At 69.4% G+C, this 20,771-nt stretch carries 17 protein-coding genes; 11 read left to right on the top strand and 6 right to left on the bottom strand.

Annotated features, from left to right (window positions below):
- The first annotated feature begins 246 nt into the window (after positions 1–246).
- A complete protein-coding gene (locus C1O66_RS11165) occupies positions 247–2,220 on the top strand; it encodes a hypothetical protein (protein WP_102767945.1) in 1,974 nt (657 codons plus the stop codon).
- On the opposite strand, the gene C1O66_RS11160 is transcribed toward C1O66_RS11165, so the two are convergent.
- Positions 2,201–3,466 (bottom strand): patatin-like phospholipase family protein, encoded by a 1,266-nt coding sequence (locus C1O66_RS11160; RefSeq protein WP_102767944.1) that lies wholly within the window; start codon positions 3,464–3,466, stop codon positions 2,201–2,203. The genes C1O66_RS11165 and C1O66_RS11160 overlap by 20 nt on opposite strands.
- A 139-nt stretch (positions 3,467–3,605) precedes the next feature.
- Here C1O66_RS11160 and C1O66_RS23685 point away from each other — a divergent pair, with 139 nt between their 5' ends.
- Positions 3,606–3,908 carry a hypothetical protein gene (locus C1O66_RS23685; protein WP_133155177.1) on the top strand — a complete coding sequence of 101 codons (303 nt, stop codon included), beginning with the start codon at positions 3,606–3,608 and terminating at the stop codon, positions 3,906–3,908.
- A 15-nt stretch (positions 3,909–3,923) separates the two neighbouring features.
- Here the strand turns inward: C1O66_RS23685 and C1O66_RS11155 are convergent, their stop codons facing one another.
- On the bottom strand, positions 3,924–4,361 hold the full coding sequence (locus tag C1O66_RS11155) for a hypothetical protein (RefSeq protein ID WP_102767943.1): 438 nt from the start codon (positions 4,359–4,361) through the stop codon (positions 3,924–3,926).
- Between the two features lie 175 nt (positions 4,362–4,536).
- Here C1O66_RS11155 and C1O66_RS11150 point away from each other — a divergent pair, with 175 nt between their 5' ends.
- The 3 genes from C1O66_RS11150 to C1O66_RS11140 are packed head-to-tail and all read left to right on the top strand — an operon-like array spanning position 4,537 to position 6,094.
- The gene (locus C1O66_RS11150; RefSeq protein WP_102767942.1) at positions 4,537–4,923 is read left to right on the top strand and encodes a MerR family transcriptional regulator; all 387 of its coding nucleotides are present in this window, start codon (positions 4,537–4,539) and stop codon (positions 4,921–4,923) included.
- Positions 4,920–5,534, top strand: coding sequence for a hypothetical protein (locus C1O66_RS11145; RefSeq protein WP_102767941.1), 615 nt, complete (start codon positions 4,920–4,922; stop codon positions 5,532–5,534). The genes C1O66_RS11150 and C1O66_RS11145 overlap by 4 nt, the downstream gene beginning before the upstream one ends.
- 29 nt (positions 5,535–5,563) lie before the next feature.
- On the top strand, positions 5,564–6,094 hold the full coding sequence (locus C1O66_RS11140) for a 3'-5' exonuclease (protein WP_102767940.1): 531 nt from the start codon (positions 5,564–5,566) through the stop codon (positions 6,092–6,094).
- 15 nt (positions 6,095–6,109) lie between these two features.
- Here C1O66_RS11140 and C1O66_RS11135 read toward each other — a convergent pair whose 3' ends face one another.
- From C1O66_RS11135 to C1O66_RS11125, 3 genes are all read right to left on the bottom strand, one after another.
- Positions 6,110–8,773, bottom strand: a complete 2,664-nt coding sequence (locus tag C1O66_RS11135; protein WP_165794563.1) for a diguanylate cyclase domain-containing protein — start codon at positions 8,771–8,773, stop codon at positions 6,110–6,112.
- A 133-nt stretch (positions 8,774–8,906) separates the two neighbouring features.
- Positions 8,907–9,884 carry a caspase family protein gene (locus tag C1O66_RS11130; RefSeq protein WP_133155176.1) on the bottom strand — a complete coding sequence of 326 codons (978 nt, stop codon included), beginning with the start codon at positions 9,882–9,884 and terminating at the stop codon, positions 8,907–8,909.
- A gap of 11 nt (positions 9,885–9,895) precedes the next feature.
- Positions 9,896–12,892 (bottom strand): CHAT domain-containing protein, encoded by a 2,997-nt coding sequence (locus C1O66_RS11125; RefSeq protein WP_165794562.1) that lies wholly within the window; start codon positions 12,890–12,892, stop codon positions 9,896–9,898.
- Positions 12,893–13,026: 134 nt separating this feature from the next.
- Between C1O66_RS11125 and C1O66_RS11120 the strand changes: the two genes are divergently transcribed.
- The 3 genes from C1O66_RS11120 to C1O66_RS24080 all read left to right on the top strand — a co-directional run bounded on the left by C1O66_RS11120 (position 13,027) and on the right by C1O66_RS24080 (position 15,975).
- A complete protein-coding gene (locus C1O66_RS11120) occupies positions 13,027–13,611 on the top strand; it encodes an RNA polymerase sigma factor (protein ID WP_102767936.1) in 585 nt (194 codons plus the stop codon).
- Positions 13,601–14,344 carry a hypothetical protein gene (locus C1O66_RS11115; protein ID WP_133155175.1) on the top strand — a complete coding sequence of 248 codons (744 nt, stop codon included), beginning with the start codon at positions 13,601–13,603 and terminating at the stop codon, positions 14,342–14,344. Before C1O66_RS11120 ends, C1O66_RS11115 begins: the two co-directional genes overlap by 11 nt.
- A 98-nt stretch (positions 14,345–14,442) precedes the next feature.
- Positions 14,443–15,975: a methyl-accepting chemotaxis protein gene (locus tag C1O66_RS24080; protein ID WP_243392772.1), complete on the top strand. Its 1,533-nt coding sequence runs from the start codon at positions 14,443–14,445 to the stop codon at positions 15,973–15,975.
- Positions 15,976–15,997: 22 nt separating this feature from the next.
- Here the strand turns inward: C1O66_RS24080 and C1O66_RS24615 are convergent, their stop codons facing one another.
- A complete protein-coding gene (locus C1O66_RS24615) occupies positions 15,998–16,123 on the bottom strand; it encodes a hypothetical protein (protein ID WP_271008411.1) in 126 nt (41 codons plus the stop codon).
- A gap of 913 nt (positions 16,124–17,036) precedes the next feature.
- Between C1O66_RS24615 and C1O66_RS11105 the strand changes: the two genes are divergently transcribed.
- The 3 genes from C1O66_RS11105 to C1O66_RS11095 are packed head-to-tail and all read left to right on the top strand — an operon-like array spanning position 17,037 to position 20,637.
- Positions 17,037–19,322 carry a phage tail sheath family protein gene (locus C1O66_RS11105; protein ID WP_102767934.1) on the top strand — a complete coding sequence of 762 codons (2,286 nt, stop codon included), beginning with the start codon at positions 17,037–17,039 and terminating at the stop codon, positions 19,320–19,322.
- Between the two features lie 16 nt (positions 19,323–19,338).
- Positions 19,339–19,863, top strand: coding sequence for a phage tail protein (locus C1O66_RS11100; protein WP_102767933.1), 525 nt, complete (start codon positions 19,339–19,341; stop codon positions 19,861–19,863).
- A gap of 36 nt (positions 19,864–19,899) precedes the next feature.
- Positions 19,900–20,637 (top strand): hypothetical protein, encoded by a 738-nt coding sequence (locus C1O66_RS11095; protein ID WP_102767932.1) that lies wholly within the window; start codon positions 19,900–19,902, stop codon positions 20,635–20,637.
- The last annotated feature ends 134 nt before the right edge of the window (positions 20,638–20,771 follow it).

Raw genomic sequence — 20,771 nt, 5'->3', positions numbered from 1 at the left:
CCCGGGCCGGGGCCCGGGGACGCGCTTCATATTTCCGAATGAAGACGAGATCGGCCCAGTATAGGCAGGGCTGAAGCCCGAGCCCCGGGCATTCCTGCGCGCTTGGCCTGGCTCACCCCCGCAAGTGCAGGGGGTCTTGTTGCAGCGTCGCGGCAACCGGGCAAAGCGCGGGCTTTTCCGCGGATGGTTGGGGCAGGTCAACGGCTAGGCTCTTGGCCATCTGAATCCCTTGCCCGGGAGGCCTGGATGGCATTCGCACATGAGCTGCTCCTGTTTCCTCTGGAACGTGAGGTGCAGGCCGCGGCCCAGCAGCTGCAAGACAGCTCCGACTGGAACTCACGTCTGGCGGTGGCCTGGGGCCTGCGCCAGCTCAACAGCCCGCGCGCCCAGGCCCTGGCCACGGCCCTGCTCAAGGAGCTGGAGGAGTCGCAGGAGCAGACCGCCTTCATGGACCCGGCGGCCCTGAGCACCATGCGCGCCCGCCTGCATCTGGTGCAGGGCGAGGTGGCCATGCTGATGATGCGTCTGGACGACGCCCAGGCCTGCGTGGAGCGTGCCCGCGCTGAGCTGCAAGCCCACCCCAACCCCTGTGTGCAGGCCGATCTGCATGGGCTGCAAGCCAGCATCCATGCCGACCGAGGCGATGTCGACCTGCAACGCGACGCCCAGCAGAGCGCGCTGGACTGGGCCGATCAGGCCCAGGACGCCGAGCGCCAGCTCTACTACCGGGCCTGCCTGGCGCGCGCCGATCTCTTCCTCGATTTCGAGCTGGCCCGGGCCACCTGGTCCGAGCAGCTGCCCTCCAGCGGCGAGGGCCTGTCGGCCATGTGCCGCGCGGCGTTGTCGGACTACCGCGCCCTCGAACATGGCCTGGGCTCCGAGTATGTCGAGGCGGCTGCTTTTCTGGAGCAGTCCTACGAGGCCAGCCTGGAATCGGGCCAGGTGCGGCGCGCCATCGGCGCGGCCTCCAATCTGGGCTACAGCTACACCAGCATTTCCGATTTCGAAACCGCCCTGGCCTGGCTCAAGAAAGGCCTGGCCGTGGCGCGGCGCGTGCGTTGGCCCGGTGCCATCGGCCTGTGCCTGGCCCAGACCGGCGAGGCCTTGCGCCGCGTCGGCCAGACCGAGTCGGCACGCGAGCTGCTGCGCGAATGCCTGCAGACCCTGGCCCAGCATCCGCACAGCCGCACCGCCATGATGGCGCTGGATTACCTCGGCCAGGCCGAGCTGGACCATGGCCACTACGAGGAAGCGCTCAAGCATTTCGAGCTGTTGGGTCAGCGCGAGCGGCATTCGCATTCCAGCGATATGCGCACCGGTGTCGTCCTCGGCCGGGCCCGGGCTTTGATGCACCTGGGGCGGCTCGACGAGGCCAAGTCTGTGGCCCTGGAGGCCATCAAGGCTGCCACCGCCCAGCAACAGCGCAGTGATCTGGTGGAGCTGCGTGCCCTGGTGGCCGAGATCGAGCGGCGCAGCGGGGCCACACCCGACACGGTGCTGAGCTGGTTGCAGCTGGCCCTCGAGCAGGCGCAGGCGCTGGAAGCCTACCAACCCAAACCTGAGCTTCTGGACGCTGCCGCGGAGGCCCTGAGCCAGGCCGGCCGGCCCGAGGAGGCCTATGCCATGGAGCGCCGCGCCATGGCCGCGCGCCAGGCCGCCTGGGCCACGGCCTCACGCCATGCCCGCCAGCAGGTCGAGGTGGCGCGCAACGAGCGCCAGCATGCCCGCCAGCAGGCCCAGGCCAAGGAAGAGCGCCTGGCCAAGCTGCAGGCCGCCCACGAGCAGTTGCAGCAGCTGGTGGTGCTGGGCCGTGAGATCTGGCGCCAGCGCAGCCCGGGCCTGATCTTCACCGTGCTTTGCCGCGAGCTGCGCTCGGTGCTGAGCGCCGAGGTGCTGGCTGTCTACCGCCGCGATGCCAGCGGCCAGACCCTGGTGATGGGCGAATCGTCCAAGGGCGAGCATGAAGGCCTGCCGCTGAAGATCGCCGTCAGCGACCCTGACAGCCCTTGCGCCGCCTGCAGCCGCGACTGGACCGAGCGCCATGAGACTCTGGAGCGCGGCCCCACCCGCATCTTCGCGCCCATGGTCGGTGACGATGCCAACCCGGCCGTGCTGGTGCTGGAGCTGCCCGAAGGCCAGGCCTGGGGCACGCGCGAGCAGGGCATCCTGCGCCACCTGAGCACCGACGCCGCCCTGGCCTTCAAGCGGGCCATGGCTTGAGCTCACTGTCGACCGGCCGAGCCCCTTCTCTTGGTTGCGGCGCTGCCTTCTCCAAGGTCTGCCAGCCGAAGAAGCGCGCCACCTTGTGACCCTGTGCCCAGGTGTCTGCTTGCCCGAGTGCCATCAGTTCGCGCGTGTAAGGTGCTTCGAACAACAGGTAGCTGGCCAGGGCAGCCCCCTGTGGTCTTGGTCCGCCGGGCGCAGTCTTGCCCACCCCGGTGCCGCGCAAGAGGGTCCGCACAGCGCGCGGCAGGCTCTCCAGATGGCGAGCGGCGATGTCGTCCAGGCGCTGCGAGGGCGCGATCACCAGGGCGTCGAGCGGCCGCAGCGGTGTCTCGGCCAGGGCCTCGGGCGGCAGCAGGGCCAGGGTGCGGTTGATGCGCTCCATGCGCTCGATGTCCACCGCCAGCGCGTCGAGAAAAATGCCCGAGAGTGCATGGCCGGCCACCTGGGCCAGGCTGGGGTAGGCTGAGCTGCTCTCGCGCTGCAGGGCCGGCTCGTGCATGCGACCGGCGCCGATGATGAGCAGGCGGCGTGCGCCGAGATGGATGGCCGGCGAGAGCGGCGCCGTCTGACGCATCGAGCCGTCGCCATACCAGGCGCCGAGGCCGTCGTGGTGCAGGCGCGTGGCCGGAAAGATGAAGGGAATCGCCGAGGAGGCCAGCAGATGCTCTTGCGTCAGCATGGTCGGCACGGCCAGGCGGCTGGAGCGCAACCAGGGGGCGATCGGCCGCGCGGCCTGGTAGAAGCTGACATGCTCGCCGCTGCTGTAGCTGGAAGCGGTCACCGCCAGCGCTTGCAGATGGCCGCGCGCCAGCATGCTGGGCAGGCGGCTCATGGGCACCAGGCGGCTGAGCAGGCCGCCCAGCGGCGTGTTGTCCAGCAGCGAGCGCGGGCGAAAGCGCGCCAGCGCCCAGCCCAGCGACATCATGCTCAGCCAGCGCGCGCCGCTGCGCGCCACGCCCAGCGCGTCGCTGCGGTAGACCTGCTCGGCGCTGAATTGCGACCAGACCTCGGCCAGCTGGTCGACCCCGGCGTCGTAGTGGTCGGCATGGCAGGCCAGGGCCGCGCCGTTGATGGCGCCGGCCGAGGTGCCGACGATGACGCCAAAGGGGTTTGCTGGATCACCGCGGCTGTGCTGATGCTGGCGGCGCATGGCCGTGATGGCCTGCAGCACGCCCACCTGATAGGCCGCCCGCGCGCCGCCGCCGCTGAGGACCAGGGCGGTGGTGGCAGGCTGGTTCATGGCGCGGGTTCGGGGCTAGGGGACTCACGCCCGATTGAGGGTCAAGCCGCTCAGCCGGGGAGCAGGGGGCGGCAATGTCGCTCCGCTGGACATGGCTTCTCTCGTCCTGACCGTGTCGCATGCGGAGGTGAGCCGGCTCATGAAGATACTCCTTGAAGCGTGCGTGGGGCGGCGGCTGGAACAGAACGATGGAGCGTGCCGGGCGCCGCTGTCAGCACAGCCACCCTTGCCTGCAAGCGCGATCTACGCGAAACCTGATGCCGATGGGCTGGTTGTGATTTCACTGCAAATGATAAAAATACCAAGTGACCAATTGCACGAATTTAGCAATTCGTCGATCCGTGACGCCGGAAATGCGATCAAGCGCATCGGCTCCGTGTTGGCTTGCGCAAAAAGCAAGACGCCGCCGCGCGGGGCGGCGACCTTGGGGCTTGATCCGTGAAAGTTGGGGTGGGTCCTATTGATCAGCGCTGCGAATCGGCCAGGCCTGGCTCAGGCCCCAGAGCATCTCGGGCAGCAGAAAGACCAGCAGCAAGGGGGCCTGGGTCTGCCACCAGGCCAGGGCCATCCAGAGCGAGAACAGTGCGCGCGCCGCGGCATCGAATCGGCCCAGATGAATCTGCGGGCGCCACAGTCGCAGCAGGGACCAGACGGTGACCAGGCTGCCCATCAGCTGGCAGAACAAGGCGTGCAGGGGCTCGAAAGCGGGGAAGGCCTGGCCGCCCAGGGCCTGATTCAGGGCAGAGAGCTGGGGCAACAGCCAGGCCAGGGTCCAGGGCGTGGCAAAGCCGACGGTGAGCAGCAGATCGTAGAGCCCGCTGGCGCGCACCAGGTGCAGGTAGCGGCTTGGGTGGAATCGCGGCCATGTGATGCTGAGGACAGAGGACGGGAACATGGAATCTCCAGGACGTTGAACGGGCTTGAAAGTGCCAAGGGTTGGGCTTGAAGCCGGGCGCGACAGGCCCATCTCCACAGCCAGGGCCGCAGCCTCGGGCCTGGAGTACGCTCCAGGGTCAAGCCCTGGCCTCCGCCTTTTTTCTCCGACCTTGTGAACCCACCCTCCATCCGCCATGCAGATCGGTGAACTCTCCGCCCGCACCGGCTTGAGCCGGGACACCTTGCGCTTCTACGAAAAGCGCGGCTTGCTTCGCGCCCGCCGCAGCGACAACGGCTATCGCGACTACCCGCCCGAGGCCGTGCGCTGGCTGGGCTATGTGCGCATGGCCCAGGGCCTGGGCTTCAGCCTGGCCGAGATCGAGGCCGACTTGCCCCGGGTGACGGATGCGCAGCCGGCCGCCACGGCGGATGAGCTGCAGGCTGTGCTGGCGCGCAAGCTGCAAGAGATCGATGCCCGCATTGCCGGCCTGCAAGGTCTGCGCGCCGAGTTGCTGGCCCAGCTGCAGGCGCCGCAGCCGGCCTGCCCTTTGCGAGGCGTGCGCGGCGAGGTGCTGGCATGAGCGGCGGCGGCCCCTTGATGATCCCGCCCGCAGGCGAGGGCTTGCCCGATCGCATCGCCCAGGCGGTGCTCAGCCTGGTGGCGCAGCGGCCGGAGTCGCAAGCCCTGCCCAGCATGCGCCCGGCCGATGCCGCGCGCCAGGCCACCGGCGAGGCCGCGGCCAAGGCGGCGCTGGCGGCCGGCTCTCTGGCCCTGCCGCCCGGGCCGCTGGGCTGGCTCACGGTGCTGCCCGAGATGCTGGCAGTCTGGCGCATCCAGTCTCAGCTGGTGGCCGATATTGCCGCGCTCTACGGGCGCACGGCCGAGCTGGGCCAGGCGCAGATGCTGTACTGCCTGTTCCGCCACACGGCCGCCCAGGCGGTGCGTGACCTGGCCGTGCGGGTGGGCGGGCGCTGGCTGGTGCGGCCGGCCACCACCGCGCTGCTGCAGCGCGTGGCCGGCCAGTTGGGCGCCAAGCTGGGCGAGAAGCTGCTGCAGAAGACCGTCTCGCGCTGGGTGCCCGTGCTGGGCGCGGCGGCGGTCAGCGCCTACGCCTTCTACGACACCCAGCAGGTCGGTCGCGTCGCCATCGAGCTGTTCGAGCGCGAGCAGGTGCTCGACAACCCTGTCTGAATTTCGGCCGCCGCGGCCTACACTGCGGCATGACCGCGGTCCTGCACAGCCCCAGCCCCCTGGCCCTGCGAGCCCCCGCCATCCTGGATGTGGAGGCCTCGGGCTTTGGCCGCGGAAGCTACCCCATCGAGGTGGGCTTTGTCGAGCCCAGCGGCACGGTCTTTTGCTCCCTGATCCAGCCCGAGCCCGACTGGTTGCACTGGGACCCGAGTGCCGAACTGGTGCACGGCATCAGCCGCGAGATCCTGCGCCGCCACGGCAAGCCGCCCGCTTGGGTGGCTGCCCAGATCAACGAGCGCCTGGCGGGCCAGACGGTCTACTGCGACGCCTGGGCCCATGACTACTCCTGGTTGGCGCGGCTGTTCGACAGCGCGGACATGATGCCGGCCTTCCATCTGCAGGATTTGCGCTGCCTGCTCAGCGAGGCCGAGGCGGCCTGCTGGCATCAGCTGCGCGAACAGGTGCGCGAAGAGCTCCAGCTCGACCGCCACCGCGCCAGCGCCGATGCCCGCGTGCTGCAGACGGCCTTGCTGCGCCTGCGGGCGCCGGCGCGCGGCTGAGGCCGACACGCCGCCTCAGCCCAGCTGGTCGAGATTGCCGCGCGCGCAGTTGCGGCCGGCGCGTTTGGCTTCGTAGAGCTTGGCATCGGCCTCGGCCACCATGGGCTCGAGCAGCAGGCGGTGGTTGGGGCTGATGCAAAAGCCCACGCTGATGCCGATGTGCAGTTCCAGCTGCTCGATACGGAAGGGTGTGCCGATGGCCTGGATGATTTTCTCGGCCACGATGCGCGCGGCGCCTGGATCTTGCAGGCCTGGCAGCAGCACGGCGAACTCGTCCCCGCCCAGGCGGGCCACCAGGTCTTGCGGCCGCAGCACATGGCGCAGGCGCCCGGCCACGGCCTTGAGCAGGGCATCGCCGACCGGGTGGCCATGCTGGTCATTGACCGGCTTGAAACGGTCCAAATCCAGGTAGAGCAGGGCGGCATAGCCGCTGCTGCGCCGGGTGCTGACGGCATCGAACAGGTCTTGCGCCTTCTTGTTGAAACCGCGTCGGTTGAGCAGCTGGGTCAGGGGGCAGGTTTGCGAGGCGTCACGCAGGCGCTGCTCCTCGCGCCGCGCCTCGGTCACATCGTGGGCGATGCAGATCACGCCTTCGATGGCCTCGCTCTCGCTGCGCAGCGGTGCGTAGCGCAGCTGCAGCACCAGGGCCATGTCCTCGCTCGTGGCCTGCGAGCGGGCATCGGCGGCCTGGGCCGTGCTGCGGTCATAGACGCGCTCCAGCTGGGTGGCCAGGCCTTGCAACGCACGATCGATGGCCGGGCGGCGCGCCTGGTATTCCTCGTCGCCCAGCAGTTCGGCCACATGGCGGCCCAGCCAAGCTTCGCGGCGGACGTTGTAGCGCCGCTCGAAGGCCTGGTTGAAGAAGAGGAAGCGGGCTTCCAGATCGAGCACCGAGATCATGGCCTGCGAGGTCTGGGCAATGGCCCGCATCATGGCCTCGGTGCGCTGGCGCTCACGCTGGGCGCGCACATCGGCCGAGATGTCGCGAAGGATGACCGAGAGCGTCTCCACCGCGCCGCTGGCCTTGCGGTGAAGCAAGACGGTGGCCATGCAGGGCACGGGCTGGCGCTGCCCGTCGAGCACTGTGCCCTGGCCCTGCCACTGGCCCTGGGCCAGCACGGCGGGCAGGATCTCCTCACGGAAGCGTTCAGCGCCGCCGGGGGCGAAGAAGTCGGTGTAGGCAGTGTCGCTGAGATCGCTGTCCATGGGCACGCCCAGGCGCTGGCGGGCGGCCGGGTTCATGTAGATCAGGCGGTGGTTCTGATCCAGCTGGCAGACGTAATCGGGCGTCAGGGCAAAGATGGCGTTCAGGGTGCGGGCGGCGCGCTGCTGCTCGGCCAGCTCGGTGATGTCCTCGACCGTGCCGACCTGACCCTGCAGCTTGCCATCCAGGCGCAGCGGCGCGGTGCGCACGGCCAGCAGGCGGCGCTGTCCATCGGGGCGCTGGATGCGGCTGAAGGCCTTGAGGCCCTCGCCGCGCCGGATCATCTCCAGCCAGTTGCTGCGCACGCGCTCGCGCCGCTCCGGCGCTTGCAGCTCCAGCCAGCCCCAGGCCAGCTGATCTTCGCGCAGGCCTTGCAATTGCAGATAGGTCGGGTTGGCGTAGACCATGCGGCCGCTCTGATCGCAGCGGAACAGGCCCAGGGGGGAGGCATCGCTGGCGGCGCGCTGGATCGCCTCTTCCAGGCGCACGCGCCTTTGCGTGCGCGCCAAGACCGCCGTCATCAGCAAGGCCAGGCCGCTGACCACGACACTGAAACCGATCACCACGAGGCGTTCGATCCGGTGCCGCGCCAGCGCCGCGTTGTCGCCCTGCGAGACCAGAAGCTGCAGGCCAAACACATCGAGGCTGCGGTAGGCACCGTGGCGCGGCTGGCCGTCGCTGGCCGCGCCGCTGGTGGCAAAAAAGCCCTCGCGGCCGCTGAAGTCAGCGCGGCGCTCAGGCCGATCGGCGAACACATCCCGGCCGATGAAGCCGGGCAGCTCGGGCACGCGCGACAGCGCCACGCCGTCCGCGCGCAGCAGGGTCACCGCGGCGGCCGGACCACGGGCGAAGAAGCCATGCAGGCGCTGCAGGCGGGTCAAATCAATCAAGGCCACGGCCATGGGCAGACCGGAGTCACTGGCGCTCAGGCGCATCAGCATGGGAATCTGCATGGGCCCATTCGCGCGCAGCTGCAAAGGCAGACCGAGCACAGGCTTGGCCTCTGCATGGTCGGCCAGCAGGGCGAGGTAGGCCTGCTGCTGTGACAAATCGGCCGCCGGCTGGCCGCTGATGGCCGGGATGCGGAAGGCCAGGCCCTGGGCATCCAGCAGCAGCACATCGACCATGCCACGCGAGGTCTCACGCAAGGTGTCGGCCAGCTGGGCCAGGGAGACATCGGCCAGAGGCTCGCGCTGACCGCGGGTCAGCAGCCACAAATCGATGGTGCGCAGGCTGCGCTCGGCGTCGCGGAACACCGCCTCGGTCTGGGCGGCTGCGGCCTCGGTGGCGCTGGCCATCTCGCTGCGCTGGTCCTGCAGCAGCTGAGCCGGGTAGAACAGGGTGAACCAGACCACAAAGCCCCAGAGCATCACCAGCACCAGGCCGATGGCCGCGAAAGGGCCGAGCGTCAGCAGCCCGGCCAGGCGGGAGCTTGGCAGCTCAGAAGGGGGCGGCGGCGTGGATTCTTCGGGCATCCGGCTTCGTGGCCGGCCACGATGGGGGCCGGATGCAAACATTGTGCGGCAAGCGGGCCGCCGGATATCGAGCGAAAAACAGCCGGCCGGCCCCTTTCGTGTCTGCGGACGGCGTTGCCCGCGCGGAGCCAGCTCAGCGCCGCTGGCCCAGCAGCATGGGCACGGGGCTGAGCCGCTGTTCGGCCAGAAAGCGCTGGCGCACCTGCTCGATCAGGCGTTCGCCGTCCAGCCAGCCTTGCTGGCGCAGCAGCTGGGCCAGGTGCCAGGTGAAGACGCCGTGCAAGCGGGTGTTGGCCAGGCTGCCGCCCTTGGGCATCCATTCCTCGCGCACCCGCTCGTGGCTGCGGCCGGCGAAGAGCAGGGTGCGGCCGTCGCTGCGCGGGCTGCCGAAGCGGCCGGGGGCGCGTGTCGCCTTCGCGTCTGCCGCGCTGCTGCGTGCATGGCTCAGGGTCAGGCCGAGCTCGGCCGGGTGCAGGGCGCGCACGCGTGGGCCGGGGCTGGGTTCGCCTGGCTCGCTGCGCGCCATGCCGGCGGCATGGCAGGTGTCGAAGACGGCCCAGACCTGGGCGCCGCGGTCGACCAGGCGGTCGATCCATGTGCCGATCTCGTCGTCGAGCAGGGCGTTGGGAATCTGGCCGCTGGCGCCTTCGCCGCTCCAGGACTGCACGTCGGCGGGCAGCAGCACTTCGTCCAGGCCGTCGGCTTCAGGCCAGCGGGCCTCGCCGGCTTGTGGTTGTTGGCTGCCGTGGCCGGAGTAATAGAACAGCAGGCGCTCGCCCGCCCGAGCCTGCTGGGCCAGGTCTTCCATGGCTTGCAGGATGTCGGTTCGGCTCGGTGCGCCACTGAGGGCCTGGATGCGGCCGGCCTCCAAGCCCTGGCTGCGCAGCAGCTCTTGCATCAGGGCCACATCATTGTCCGGGCCATGCAACCAGAGCCGTGCCGGCAAGGCCGGGTAACGCGACACGCCGATGAGCAAGGCCCGGTCCATGCCGGGCAGGCGGGCGGTGGGGGCTGCCCCGACCTGGGCCGGTGCCCAGCCCAGGGCGGCCAGAGTCAGCAGGCAATGGCGGCGTGAATGGCGTGGAGAGCAGGCGTCAAGAGCAGGGCGCACGGCGAATTCGTTCAATGAATCCAGGTGAAGGCGGCCCAGAAATGCGGGTGGGCGCGGGTATGGCCGCGGTACTGCTGCAACCAATGCCGCTGGGCACGAGCCAGCAGCGCGGGGCCGAGGTTAGCACGCGCCTGCGCGCGCGCCGAAGCGGCTTGCCACGGAGGCTGGGCGTAGAAGGCGCTCAACCAATCGGCCGTGCTGTCGTCGGCCACCCGCCACTGGGTGGCCATCAGCTGCTGCACGCCCGCCCCGCGCAAGGTGGCCGCCAGGCCCAGCCATTCGCGGCCGCGCCCGCGCCGGCTGCTGGCACCCTCGTCCAGCACCAGGGCGGTCTCGCAGGCCGAGAGCACGGCCAGCTGCACGCCGGCCCAGGGCAGGCGACCCAGCTCCACCAGGTTCAAGCTCTGACCGTCACCCAGCAGCAGATAGGACTGCTCACGCCCGGCCGGATCGAGCACGAAATGGCTGGCCAGATGCACCAGGGCCGGGCCGGCTTCCAGCGCGGCTTGCAGGCGACGGGCGGTGAAATCATGGTCCAGCTGCAGCAGGGCACCGGTGTGTTGGCGCAGTGCCGCCAGCTCGCGCCGCACGGCCGGCAGGGGCGCCAGGCGGCCGTCCTCGCTGGCCAGGCTGCGGCCCAGGCCCAGCGCGCCCTGGCGCAGCTCGGGCGGCGGTGTGGCGGCGGCCGGCAGGCCGCTGTCCATGCTCAGGCTGACGCGTTCGACCAGGTAACGCTGGCCATCATGCAGGGCGGCAAAAGGCAGGTAGCGCAGCACATCATCCGCCGCGATGTCGAGGTGCTGGGGCTTCGGTGAAACGGGCAGCAGGCGCAGGGCAGGCGCCATCACAGCCAGGTAGAGCGCCTGCGAGAGGGTCAGGTCTTGCTCGCAGCGGCGCTCCAGGCATTGACGCAGGGCCAGGGTCTGCCGTGCCAGGGCGGTGCGCGTCAGGGGCAGCTGCAGATGGCGGGTGGGCTGGCCGGCGGCTTGCACCCGCAGGCTCAGCCGGCCCTCGCGCAGAAAGAAGTAGCTGAGGCGGGCATGGCCGGGTGCCAGGGCCGCTCTGCGGCTCGGGGCCGGATCGGCTCTGGCGTTTTCAGCGGTTTCGGTCGGCTCGGCCTCGTCTTCCGCCAGCTGACGCAGTTGTTGCACGGCGGCGTCCAGTGCTGTCTGGGCGGCCTGCGAGCGCACAGCTGTGCGGTCCAGCAGGCCCACGGTCTGCTCGATCTCGCTGTCGATGCGGTCGGAGGCTTGGCGCAGCTCGCGGCCGATGTCGGCCAGGGCTCCGTGCCAGTGGCGTTCTGCGGCATTGAGCCGCAGATGACGCTCGCCGTCGCTGGCGCTGCGGCGCCCGCCGCGCAGCAGCTCGCCGCGTTCTTCCTCCTGCAGAAAGGCCAGCGCCGCTTCGCTGTCCTTGAAGCGGCCTTGGTCGATCAGCAGCTCGACCCAGGCCCGCAGATGGTGCTCGTAGCGGGCCAGACCGGCACGCTGCAGGTCGGCGCTGTCTTGCGGCAAATCGCTGCGCAAACGCCGCAAGGCCAGAGCACCGAGCTTGTAGAAGACCAGGGCCAGGCGGGGCTGGCTTGCGCTGAGGCGCTGGGCGTTCTCGAACAAGGCTTGGGATTCATGGGCCGGGCTGCGGCCCATGGCCCCCAGGGCCAGGGCGCGCCACTGGTGCCAGGCGCGCAGCCGTGGCTCCAGCCGTGCCCGGGCCAGGTGCAGGATGGCGCGGTTGCTTTGCAGCGGTGTGCTGTGCTTGGTCACGATGCGCTCGACCTCGCCTGCGGCCCAGCGCATGAGCTCGGTGTCACCCTCGCGTTCGGCCAGAGGCAGCAGGGCTTCGGAAAAGAACAGGGTGTAGTTGCTGCCGAATCCCTCGCCCTCGACGATGTCCCGACCCCGTGCCAGCGCCTGCGCATCACCCAGATGGTGGCGGGCCAGCTGTTCGTACAGCCGGGTGGGCAAGGCCTCGGTGTAGACCAGGCCGAAGGCCTGGCCGGGGCTGCGTGCGGCTTTCTCGGCCACCTGCAGCACCCGTGGGTAGTCGCCCGCGGCATGGCTGAAGCGAACCAGATTGTTGTAGGCCCGGCCCAGGCGCATCCAGGCCGGTCGGCCGGCGGCCTGCTCGGCCTCCCAGTAGGCCACCACCTGCTCATGCTCGCGGATCGCCTCCATCACCTGGCCGCGCTCGTACATCACGATGGAGCGCTCGCTCTGCAGCAGGCGCAGCAGGCGTTCGTCGCCGGCTTGCTCAGCCTGGGCGCGCTGGAAGGCGGTGTCGATCAGATGCCAGGCCTGGTCGATGCGGCCGAGCCGCCGGTGGTAGGCCGTCAAGGGCCGGGCGAGGATCAGGGTCGGCGCTGCATCGGGACCGAGTTCCCGGGCCAGGGTCTCGGCCAGGGCTTCCATCTGCGGCCGCGCGCCGACGGTGCCGTAGAGGCTTTCGCTGAGGCTGACCAGCTCCTCCTGGGCCCGCTCGGCGGCGGGGCTGCGGGCACCGGGTCCGGCCGCTCGCAGGACCTGCACGCGGGACTGGATCTCGCCATCCAGCAGGCTTTGCGCTTCGCTGAGCCGGCCCTGGTTCAGCAGGCCGCCCCAGAGCATGCGCAGCATCTGCATGCGGGTTTCAGCGTCGCCAGAGGCCGCAGCCCGCGCCTCGTGGGGGCGATGAAGGTCCAGCAGTTCCGGCAGCGGCCGGTCGGGCCGCTCGCTGAGGATCTGATGGAGCCGAAAGCCATGCAAGGCCCAGAGTGAAAAGCCGGCCACTTCGTCGGGCATCAGCTGCCAGGCGCAGTCTTCCCAGGCTTGGTAGAGCCGGTGGCGATCCGACAGGGTCTCGATGTTGAAGGCCTCGCGGTTCATGGCCGCCAGGCCGGGGTGCGGCTGCCGCGCCAGCGCCTCGGGATCGCGCGCGCAGGTGCTCTCGGGATTTGCCCGCAGGGGCCCGAAACTGAGCAGGCTCAGGGTTACAGTCAGCGCCCGTGCGAAGCGCAAGCCTGCGCGTCGCACGCTTTGATTGTTGCGCTGGAGGCGCGGCCTGCGGTGTTCTCCCATGTGCCCGATTTTTCTTGTCCCGTTGCCGTGCCTCTTGGCCGGCCCCTCGTCTGGCGCCGGCTCGCCCGGGCCGAATCCTAACCAGCCCCATGTTCGATCGCACCGAGGATGAACCAGAAGCACCGGCCCCGCGTGCCGGTGCCAGTGAGGCCGATCTGGCCGCGCTGTATCCGCAGTGGTATCCGCGCCTGCTGCGCTATTTCGTGGGCACCTGCGGCTGCAGCGAGGCCCTGGCCCATGAGCTGGTGCAGGACAGTTTTGCCGCGGCCCTGCGCGGCCTGGCCGGCTTTCGCGGCGAGGCCCAGCTCTCGACCTGGCTCTGGCAGATTGCCGGCAACGCCTTGCGGGCCCATCTGCGGCGCCAGCAGCCCCTGCAGCTGGGGGCCGAGCCGGACGAGGACGCCGTGGCGCAAGACCTGACCCTGGGCCCAGGCCTGAGCTTTTCCGAAAGCACGCATCTCAATGATCTGAGCGACTGTGTGCAGCGAGCTTTTCGACGTTTTCAGGCCCAGGAACCCGAGCGAGCCGAGGTTCTCTACCTGGCTTATGTCGAGGGCTGGACCCGGGCCGAACTGGCCCAGCGCCTCGGTCGCAGCGAGCACGCCACCACGGTCTACCTGGCCCAGTGCCGGGCCAAACTTCTGCCCTTGATGCAAGACTGCCATGACTGCTGAGCACCCACCCCAACTTCCGCCGGACGCGAGCACGCCCGATGCACAGGCCTTGCGTCAGGCCGGCGATTGGCTGGACGGTCTGGCCGGCCGGCCGCAGCCGGCGCCCTCGGAAGGCGCTGCCGAAAGTGAGTCGAAGGAGGCCTGGCAGCAAGGCCAGCGCCTGCGCCGCGGCCTGGATCGACTGCCGCAGCCGCCGCTCGCGGCCATGGACTGGGCTGAGGTGCGCGCCCGTGCCGGCCTGCAGCTGCAGCCCGCGGCGGTGACGGCGCTGAAGAATCCGCCGCCCGAGTCGGCCAATCACAGCCCGCTTCGCCACAGCAAGCCCAGCGGCGGCCGCTGGGCCTGGGGCCTGGCAGCCTCGTTCATGCTGGGTGGTGTGCTGCTCTGGCCGCTGCTCTCGTCGAAGGACCCGGGGAGCGCCGAGGGCGCCTGGCGCGGGGCGCCCCCGACGCCAGAGGCGGCCGTGGCCGTCTGGAGGGTGGCGGACGTGGCCGAGATTTCCCGTCTCAGCGTGGACCTGAGCGCGCAGCTGGAGGCTTTGGGTGCGAGCGTCGAGATCGCCTCGCGCATGCCCTCCGGGGCGCGCGATCGTGACGGCCTGTGGCTGCACATCCGCTGTGCCGCGGCTTGCGATGCGGCCCGGGTGGACCAGCGTCTGGCCGAGCTTGAAACCGCGCTGCAGCCGGCTGCCGATGGCACGCGCAGCTTGAGCCTGAAGCTGCTGCCGCGCTGAAGCCTGCTGTGGCGTGCGTGCCGTTTTTGGCACGATCTCGCTTGCTCTGCGTGCGCCCAGGCCCGATATTGGGGCTTGGCATCAGCAGGGAGACACGAATGAAATTGCGGTTTCAGGTCTTGGCTCTGGGTTTGGCCGGCACCTTGCTGGCCACCCTCACCGGCGGCATCGGCTTGTGGTCGGCCAATCGTCTCGGCGGCAATATCGAGGACGCGCTCCATGCCGCCGCTGCGCTGCAGGCCAGCCAAGAGGCGGACATGATGCATGACGCCATCCGCGGTGATGCTCAGCTCGCCCTGCTGGGCGCCTTGGAGCAGCAAGCAGCCCGTATCTCTGAAGCGGAGGCCGGGCTCAAGGAGCATGCTGCCACCTTCGAGAAGAACCTGGCCCTGCTGGACCAGGCCACGCTCAGCGAGGAGGCCCGCCAGGCCTTGCGCACGGTCCGGCCCTTGGTGGCGCGTTACGTGCAAGCGGCGCGCGAGATGGTCCAGGCCGCCCACAACGATGCCGCCGCGGCGCAAAAGGCCGGTCCGGCTTTGCAGGTCGCGTTCACCCAGCTGGAAGACCAGATGGCGGAGATGTCCGATGCCATCGAGAAAACCAATGAACGCCTGAATGAGCAGGCGGGGCAGGGAGTCAAGATGACCCGGTACCTGATGGCCGTGGCCTGGCTGGCCTCGGCCCTGGCCATGTTGCTGGCCTCGCTGTGGCTGGCCCGCCAGATGACGCGGCCCATGAATCAGGCGGTGCGCGTCGCCCAGGCCCTGGCCTCGGGCGAGCTGGGCAACCGCATCGAACCGGCCGGCAACGAGGAAACCCAGCAGCTCTTGCGCGCCCTGGCCGAGATGCAAGGCAGCTTTGCCGACATCGTGCGCGAGGTCAAGCGCAATGCCGACGAGGTGGCCAGTGCCAGCACCGAGATCGCCCACGGCAACCAGGATCTTTCCGACCGCACCGAGCAGCAGGCCAATGCCTTGCAGCGCACCACCTCGACCATGTCCGAGCTCGATGCCAATGTGCGCAACAACGCCGACAACGCCGAGCAGGCGCGTCAGCTGGCCGAGCAGGCCTCCAAGGTCGCGCTCAACGGCGGCGACATGATGGGCCGGGTGATCTCCACCATGGGCGGCATCAACGACAGCTCGCGCCGCATCGCCGACATCATCGGCGTGATCGATGGCATTGCCTTCCAGACCAACATCCTGGCCCTCAATGCCGCGGTCGAGGCGGCGCGTGCCGGTGAGCAGGGGCGCGGCTTTGCCGTGGTGGCCGGCGAGGTGCGCGGCCTGGCCCAGCGCAGCGCCGCGGCGGCGCGCGAGATCAAGGATTTGATCGACACCAGCGTCGGCCAGGTCGGGCAGGGCACCGAGCTGGTCAACCAGGCCGGCCAGACCATGGATGAAATCGTCAGCGCCATCCGCCGGGTCACCGAGGTGGTGGCTGAGATCAGCCGTGCCTCGGGCGAGCAGAGCGCTGGGGTGCGCGAGGTCGGCCAGTCGGTCGCCCATATGGACCAGGCCACGCAGCAGAACGCAGCCCTGGTCGAGCAAAGCGCGGCCGCCGCCGACAGCCTCAGCCAGCAGGCCCAGCAACTGGTCAAGGCGGTGGCCGCGTTTCGCTTGCCGGGCTGATTTTCAGGCGCTGCTGCGCGGTTCAGGCCGCAGCGGCCAGCTCGGCGGCGATTTCCTGCCGTGCTGCAGCGGGCCAGGCCACGGCGCGCGGTGCGCGCGCCGGGGTCCAATCGGGCCTTTGCTGCAGCGAGGGGCGCAGCTCGGGCACGGCGGTGGTGCGGGTTCCTGGCGCCAGCGCAGCAGATCCACGCGTTCGGCAAAGTTGAGCGAGGGCCGGGCCGCCAGATGGAGCAGCAAGGCCGGTGGGATGACCGCCCAATCGCCGGCATCGAGCTGCAGGGTCCAGCGCTGGTCGAGCCCCTGCAGCTGCAGCAAGACCTGACCCTCCATCAGCAGAAATAGGTCTGGCGCGTCCGTCAGTGAGCTCTGACCCGGTGGGGCTTGGACAGATCATGTCGGGTGGCATGGCGGCGTTGTGCCTGGTGCCGCGGACCTAGTTGCGCACATTGATGGCGGTGATGCTCATGGCAGTCTCCTGATGAGGTTGTGTTGGCGCTTTGGCCTTCGAGAGTTGCCAGCTTAGGACGCGGTTTCAGTCAGGAAACGAAGCGAAACGCGAGAGCTCATGCGCGCGGCAGATATCGGGGCGGGGCGTGGCCGCGACCCTCGGCATGCCGCGGGGGGGCTGAGCGCTCGGGCAGGGTTTGGCCTGGCAACTCGTGCGGGCGCGATCGCTGGCCGGGCGTGCTTTTGTGCCTTTGCCGCCTGGTTCTGTGGCCGCGATCGCGCGTTGAGCCCCCCATCCCCCTAGAACCTCAGTGCCCCTCATGGCAGCGCTTTCGGCGCGAGGCCCTGCACTGCTTTGCCCAATGCTGGCGGGGCTTGCGGGCGATCGACAACGAAAACCCCCGCACGCGCCTGCCAGGTCGGTGCACCGCGCATCATCAAATCTAATGATGTTGTGCGGTCAACGCCCCTCATAGGCTGCGCGGGCCTGATGCAGCCATTCCCGGTCGTGACAGGCAGCGTGCCGCCGCGGCCCGGTGCTGCGGTGGGCGGATCGAGTCCCGAGCGTCGCGTCGTGCGCCTTGTCGAAACGGCGCCAGAAGGAGTTTTCCATCATGCCTGCGCAACTGAACTATCCTGGCGTCTACATCGAGGAGCTGCCCAGCGGGGTGCGCACCATCAGCGGCGTGGCGACGGCCATCGCGGCCTTCGCCGGCTCCGCGCCCCGGGGGCCGATCAACAAGGCGGTGCGCCTGTTCAGCTTCTCGGACTACGAGCGCCGCTTCGGCGGCCTGGCCCTCGACTCCGAGCTGGGCTATGCCGTGCGCCAGTACTTCCAGAACGGCGGCACCGAGGCCTATGCCATCCGCCTGGTCAAGGACGCCAGCACGGCCGAACGCAGCCTGCGCAATGCCGCCGCCGCCGATGTGCTCAAGCTCACGGCGCTGGACGCGGGGGCCTCGGGCAATGGCATCGAGATCCGCGTCGATCACCAGAGCGCCAACCCGGGCAGCAGCTTCAACCTCTCGCTGTTCCGCGCCGAGGATGGGGCGGCCGAGAGCTATGCCAATGTCTCGATGAACTCCGCCGATGCGCGCTATGTGCTGGATCTGGTCAATGCCAGCTCGCAGCTGGTCAAGCTCAGCCGCCTGGTCAGCAAGGCTGCGCTCGATGCCCTGCCGGCTGGCACTTCGCGAAGCCTGCCCCTGGCCGATGTTGCGACATTGCTGGACGCCAACCACAACGAGTTCCGGGTCTCGGTCAACGGCCTGCCGCCGGTCAAGGTGCTGATCGCTTTGCCGGGCGACATCGGCGGCGGCACGGCCACGCAGCGGTTGGATAGCTTGTGCGCCGCCATCCAGCTCCAGGTGCGCGCCCAGGCCAACAGCCAGCAGGCCTACGACCTGTTCACCTGCGCCCGCCCGCCGGGCACCCAGCAGATCTTGATGACCTCGGGCCAAGGCGGCGAGTTCTCGCAGCTGCGGGTGCTGGCCGGCCAGAAGAACAATGCCAGCGGCGTGCTCAAGCTGGGCGCTGCCTCGGGCGGTCTGGAGGTGGACGCGGTGGCGACCATCCGCCCGGCACCCGTGCCCGATCCGGCCACGCTGAGCAGTGCTGTGTTTGCGGCCAATGACCTCAACACCCTGCCGGATGCCACGCACAGCGCGCTGCGCATCAGCCTCGATGGCTATGGCCCTGATGTGGTCGATATCGGCAGCGCAGCCGCCGCAGGCGCTGACCTGGCTGCCAAGCTCGACGATGTGGCGGCGCGCCTGCAAGCCGCCGTGCGTGCTTTGAAGCCGGGCCACCCGAGCTACCGTGATTTCACGGTCAAGGTCAGCGGCACAAGCCTGGTGCTGGCCACCGGTTCGCGGGGTGCCGGCAGCAGCATCGCCGTCAGCGCTGCCCCGGCCAAGAGCATTGCCAACGAGCTGCACCTGCTGGCCGGCGCCACCAGCACCCAGCCGGGTAATCTCTACCTGGCCGGCGGCACCGAGACGCCCTACGCCGAGGCCGATCTCTACCCCACCTTCATTGCCGACCGCGCCAAGCGCCAAGGCATCTATGCGCTGGAAGAGGTGGATCTGTTCACCTTGCTCAGCCTGCCCGGTGTGACCGAACCCGGCGTGCTGGCCGATGCGGCCGCCTACTGCGAGGAGCGCCGCGCCTTCTTCGTGATCGACGCGCCGCCCTCGGCGCAGGACCCGGCCCAGATGGTGGCGGCCGTCAACGGCACCGGCCTGCCCAAGTCCGACCATGCGGCGGTCTACTACCCCTGGGTTTACATCGCCGACCCGCTGCGCAATGGCAAGCTGCGCCTGACCCCGCCCAGCGGCACGGTGGCCGGCCTGTTCGCCCGCACCGATGCCGAGCGCGGCGTCTGGAAGGCGCCGGCCGGCACCGAGGCCACGCTCAGCGGCGTGCAGAAGACCGCCTACACCCTGACCGATGGCGAGTGCGGCGCGCTCAACCCCCTGGGCGTCAACTGCCTGCGGGTGCTGCCGGTCTACGGCGCCGTGTCCTGGGGCGCGCGCACCTTGCGCGGCGCCGATCAGATGAGCTCGGAGTACAAGTACGTGCCGGTGCGTCGCCTGGCCCTGTTCCTAGAGGAAAGCCTCTACCGCGGCACCCAGTGGGTGGTCTTCGAGCCCAATGACGAGCCGCTCTGGGCGCAGATCCGGCTCAACCTTGGCGCCTTCATGAACAGCCTGTTCCGCCTCGGCGCCTTCCAGGGCAAGAGCGCCAAGGAAGCCTACCTCGTCAAGTGCGACCGCGAGACCACCACCCAGGACGACATCAACCGCGGTGTCGTCAACATCCTCGTCGCCTTCGCGCCGCTCAAGCCGGCGGAGTTCGTCGTCATCCGCATCCAGCAGCTGGCTGGTCAGATCCAGGTTTGAGTCAAGGAGTCGCGTCATGGCCCAGTTCACCGTCAATGCCCAGCGTTTCGATCCCTACAAGAACTTCAAGTTCCGCGTCAAGTGGGATGGACGTTATGTCGCCGGCATCAGCAAGGTCTCGGCGCTCAAGCGCAGCACCGAAGTGGTCAAGCACCGCGAGGGCGGCGACCAGAGCAGCAGCCGCAAATCACCCGGCCGTACCGAGTTCGATGCCATCACCCTGGAGCGTGGCGTCACGCACGACACCGAGTTCGAGAAATGGGCCAACAAGGTCTGGAACTATGGTTCCGGCCTGGGCGCCGAGGTCTCGCTCAAGGACTTCCGCAAGGACCTGATCATCGAGCTCTACAACGAGACCGGGCAGCTGGTGCTGGCCTACAAGGTCTTCCGTGCCTGGGTCAGCGAGTTCCAGGCCCTGCCGGACCTGGACGCCAATGCCAATGCCGTGGCCATCGCCCGCCTCAAGCTCGAGAACGAGGGCTGGGAGCGTGATTACGAAGTGGCCGAGCCCAACGAAGTCAGCTTCACCGAGCCGAGCTGAACCTTCGCGCCTGATCGCACCGAGGGTCTTTGAATCATGGCTTCCCTGAGCTCCGCCGACTGGCTGGACCTGCTCGACAGCAGCCACGGCCTGCCGCCGCCGCTGCGCGCCTGTGCCTTGCTGGACCGCGTCTGGCAGGCCGAGCCCGGCTGGGCCGCGAGCCTGCCCCTGGGCCAGCGCGACCGCCAGCTCCTGGAGCTGCAACAGGCCTTGTTCGGCCCACAGCTGGAGCTGCTGGCCATATGCCCGCGTTGTGGTGAGAGCTTGGAGCTGGCCTTGCAAGTGCCCGAGCTGATGGTGCCGGAGCAAACCTCGGGCAGCGCAGAAGCCCTGACGCTGGAACTCGACGGACGCCTGTTGCGCTGCCGCCTGCCAGATAGTCGCGACCTCTGGGACGCGGCGCAGCAGGCAGACGAGGGCCAGGCCCGCGCCTTGCTGATGGCGCGCTGCCTGCAGCTGAGCGAGCAAGACCAGGCCGAGGCCGCCGCGCCGCTGGCTCTGAGCGAGGAGGCAGTGCAGCGGCTGAGCGCGGCGCTCAGCGACGCCGACCCGCAGGCCCACACCGAGCTGGCCCTGCAATGCCCGGCTTGCGAGCATGGCTGGAGCGAGGGCTTTGACATTGCAAGCCATTTGCTCAGCGCCCTGGCGAGCTGGTCCGAGCGCTGCCTCGATCAGGTGCATCTGCTGGCCCGGGCCTATGGTTGGAGCGAGGCCCAGGTGCTGGCCCTGAGCCCCGGCCGCCGGGCGCGCTATCTGGAACGGGTGCTGGCATGAAGACCCAGGGCATGGCCTCGGACTTCTTCGCCGCGCTGGCCCGCAAGGCCGTGCAAGCGCCCGGCTTGCAGCCGCGCCGTGCCTCGCGTTTTGAGGACGCTCCAGCGCCGAACGGACCTGCGCGATGGGGGGCG

This window comes from Paucibacter aquatile, assembly GCF_002885975.1.
GTDB classification, from domain to species: Bacteria; Pseudomonadota; Gammaproteobacteria; order Burkholderiales; family Burkholderiaceae_C; genus Paucibacter_A; species Paucibacter_A aquatilis.
This window is presented reverse-complemented; position numbering and strand designations above follow the sequence as displayed.

Bases quoted from the DNA above. Each gene is read 5' to 3' on its own strand.
- C1O66_RS11095 (WP_102767932.1), top strand. From the start codon at position 19,900: ATGGCTTCCCTGAGCTCCGCCGACTGGCTGGACCTGCTCGACAGCAGC.
- C1O66_RS11105 (WP_102767934.1), top strand. From the start codon at position 17,037: ATGCCTGCGCAACTGAACTATCCTGGCGTCTACATCGAGGAGCTGCCC.
- C1O66_RS11100 (WP_102767933.1), top strand. From the start codon at position 19,339: ATGGCCCAGTTCACCGTCAATGCCCAGCGTTTCGATCCCTACAAGAAC.
- C1O66_RS23685 (WP_133155177.1), top strand. From the start codon at position 3,606: ATGAAGATACTCCTTGAAGCGTGCGTGGGGCGGCGGCTGGAACAGAAC.
- C1O66_RS11140 (WP_102767940.1), top strand. From the start codon at position 5,564: ATGACCGCGGTCCTGCACAGCCCCAGCCCCCTGGCCCTGCGAGCCCCC.
- C1O66_RS24080 (WP_243392772.1), top strand. From the start codon at position 14,443: ATGAAATTGCGGTTTCAGGTCTTGGCTCTGGGTTTGGCCGGCACCTTG.
- C1O66_RS11135 (WP_165794563.1), bottom strand. From the start codon at position 8,773: ATGCCCGAAGAATCCACGCCGCCGCCCCCTTCTGAGCTGCCAAGCTCC.
- C1O66_RS11115 (WP_133155175.1), top strand. From the start codon at position 13,601: ATGACTGCTGAGCACCCACCCCAACTTCCGCCGGACGCGAGCACGCCC.
- C1O66_RS11160 (WP_102767944.1), bottom strand. From the start codon at position 3,466: ATGAACCAGCCTGCCACCACCGCCCTGGTCCTCAGCGGCGGCGGCGCG.
- C1O66_RS11165 (WP_102767945.1), top strand. From the start codon at position 247: ATGGCATTCGCACATGAGCTGCTCCTGTTTCCTCTGGAACGTGAGGTG.
- C1O66_RS11120 (WP_102767936.1), top strand. From the start codon at position 13,027: ATGTTCGATCGCACCGAGGATGAACCAGAAGCACCGGCCCCGCGTGCC.
- C1O66_RS11150 (WP_102767942.1), top strand. From the start codon at position 4,537: ATGCAGATCGGTGAACTCTCCGCCCGCACCGGCTTGAGCCGGGACACC.
- C1O66_RS11145 (WP_102767941.1), top strand. From the start codon at position 4,920: ATGAGCGGCGGCGGCCCCTTGATGATCCCGCCCGCAGGCGAGGGCTTG.
- C1O66_RS11155 (WP_102767943.1), bottom strand. From the start codon at position 4,361: ATGTTCCCGTCCTCTGTCCTCAGCATCACATGGCCGCGATTCCACCCA.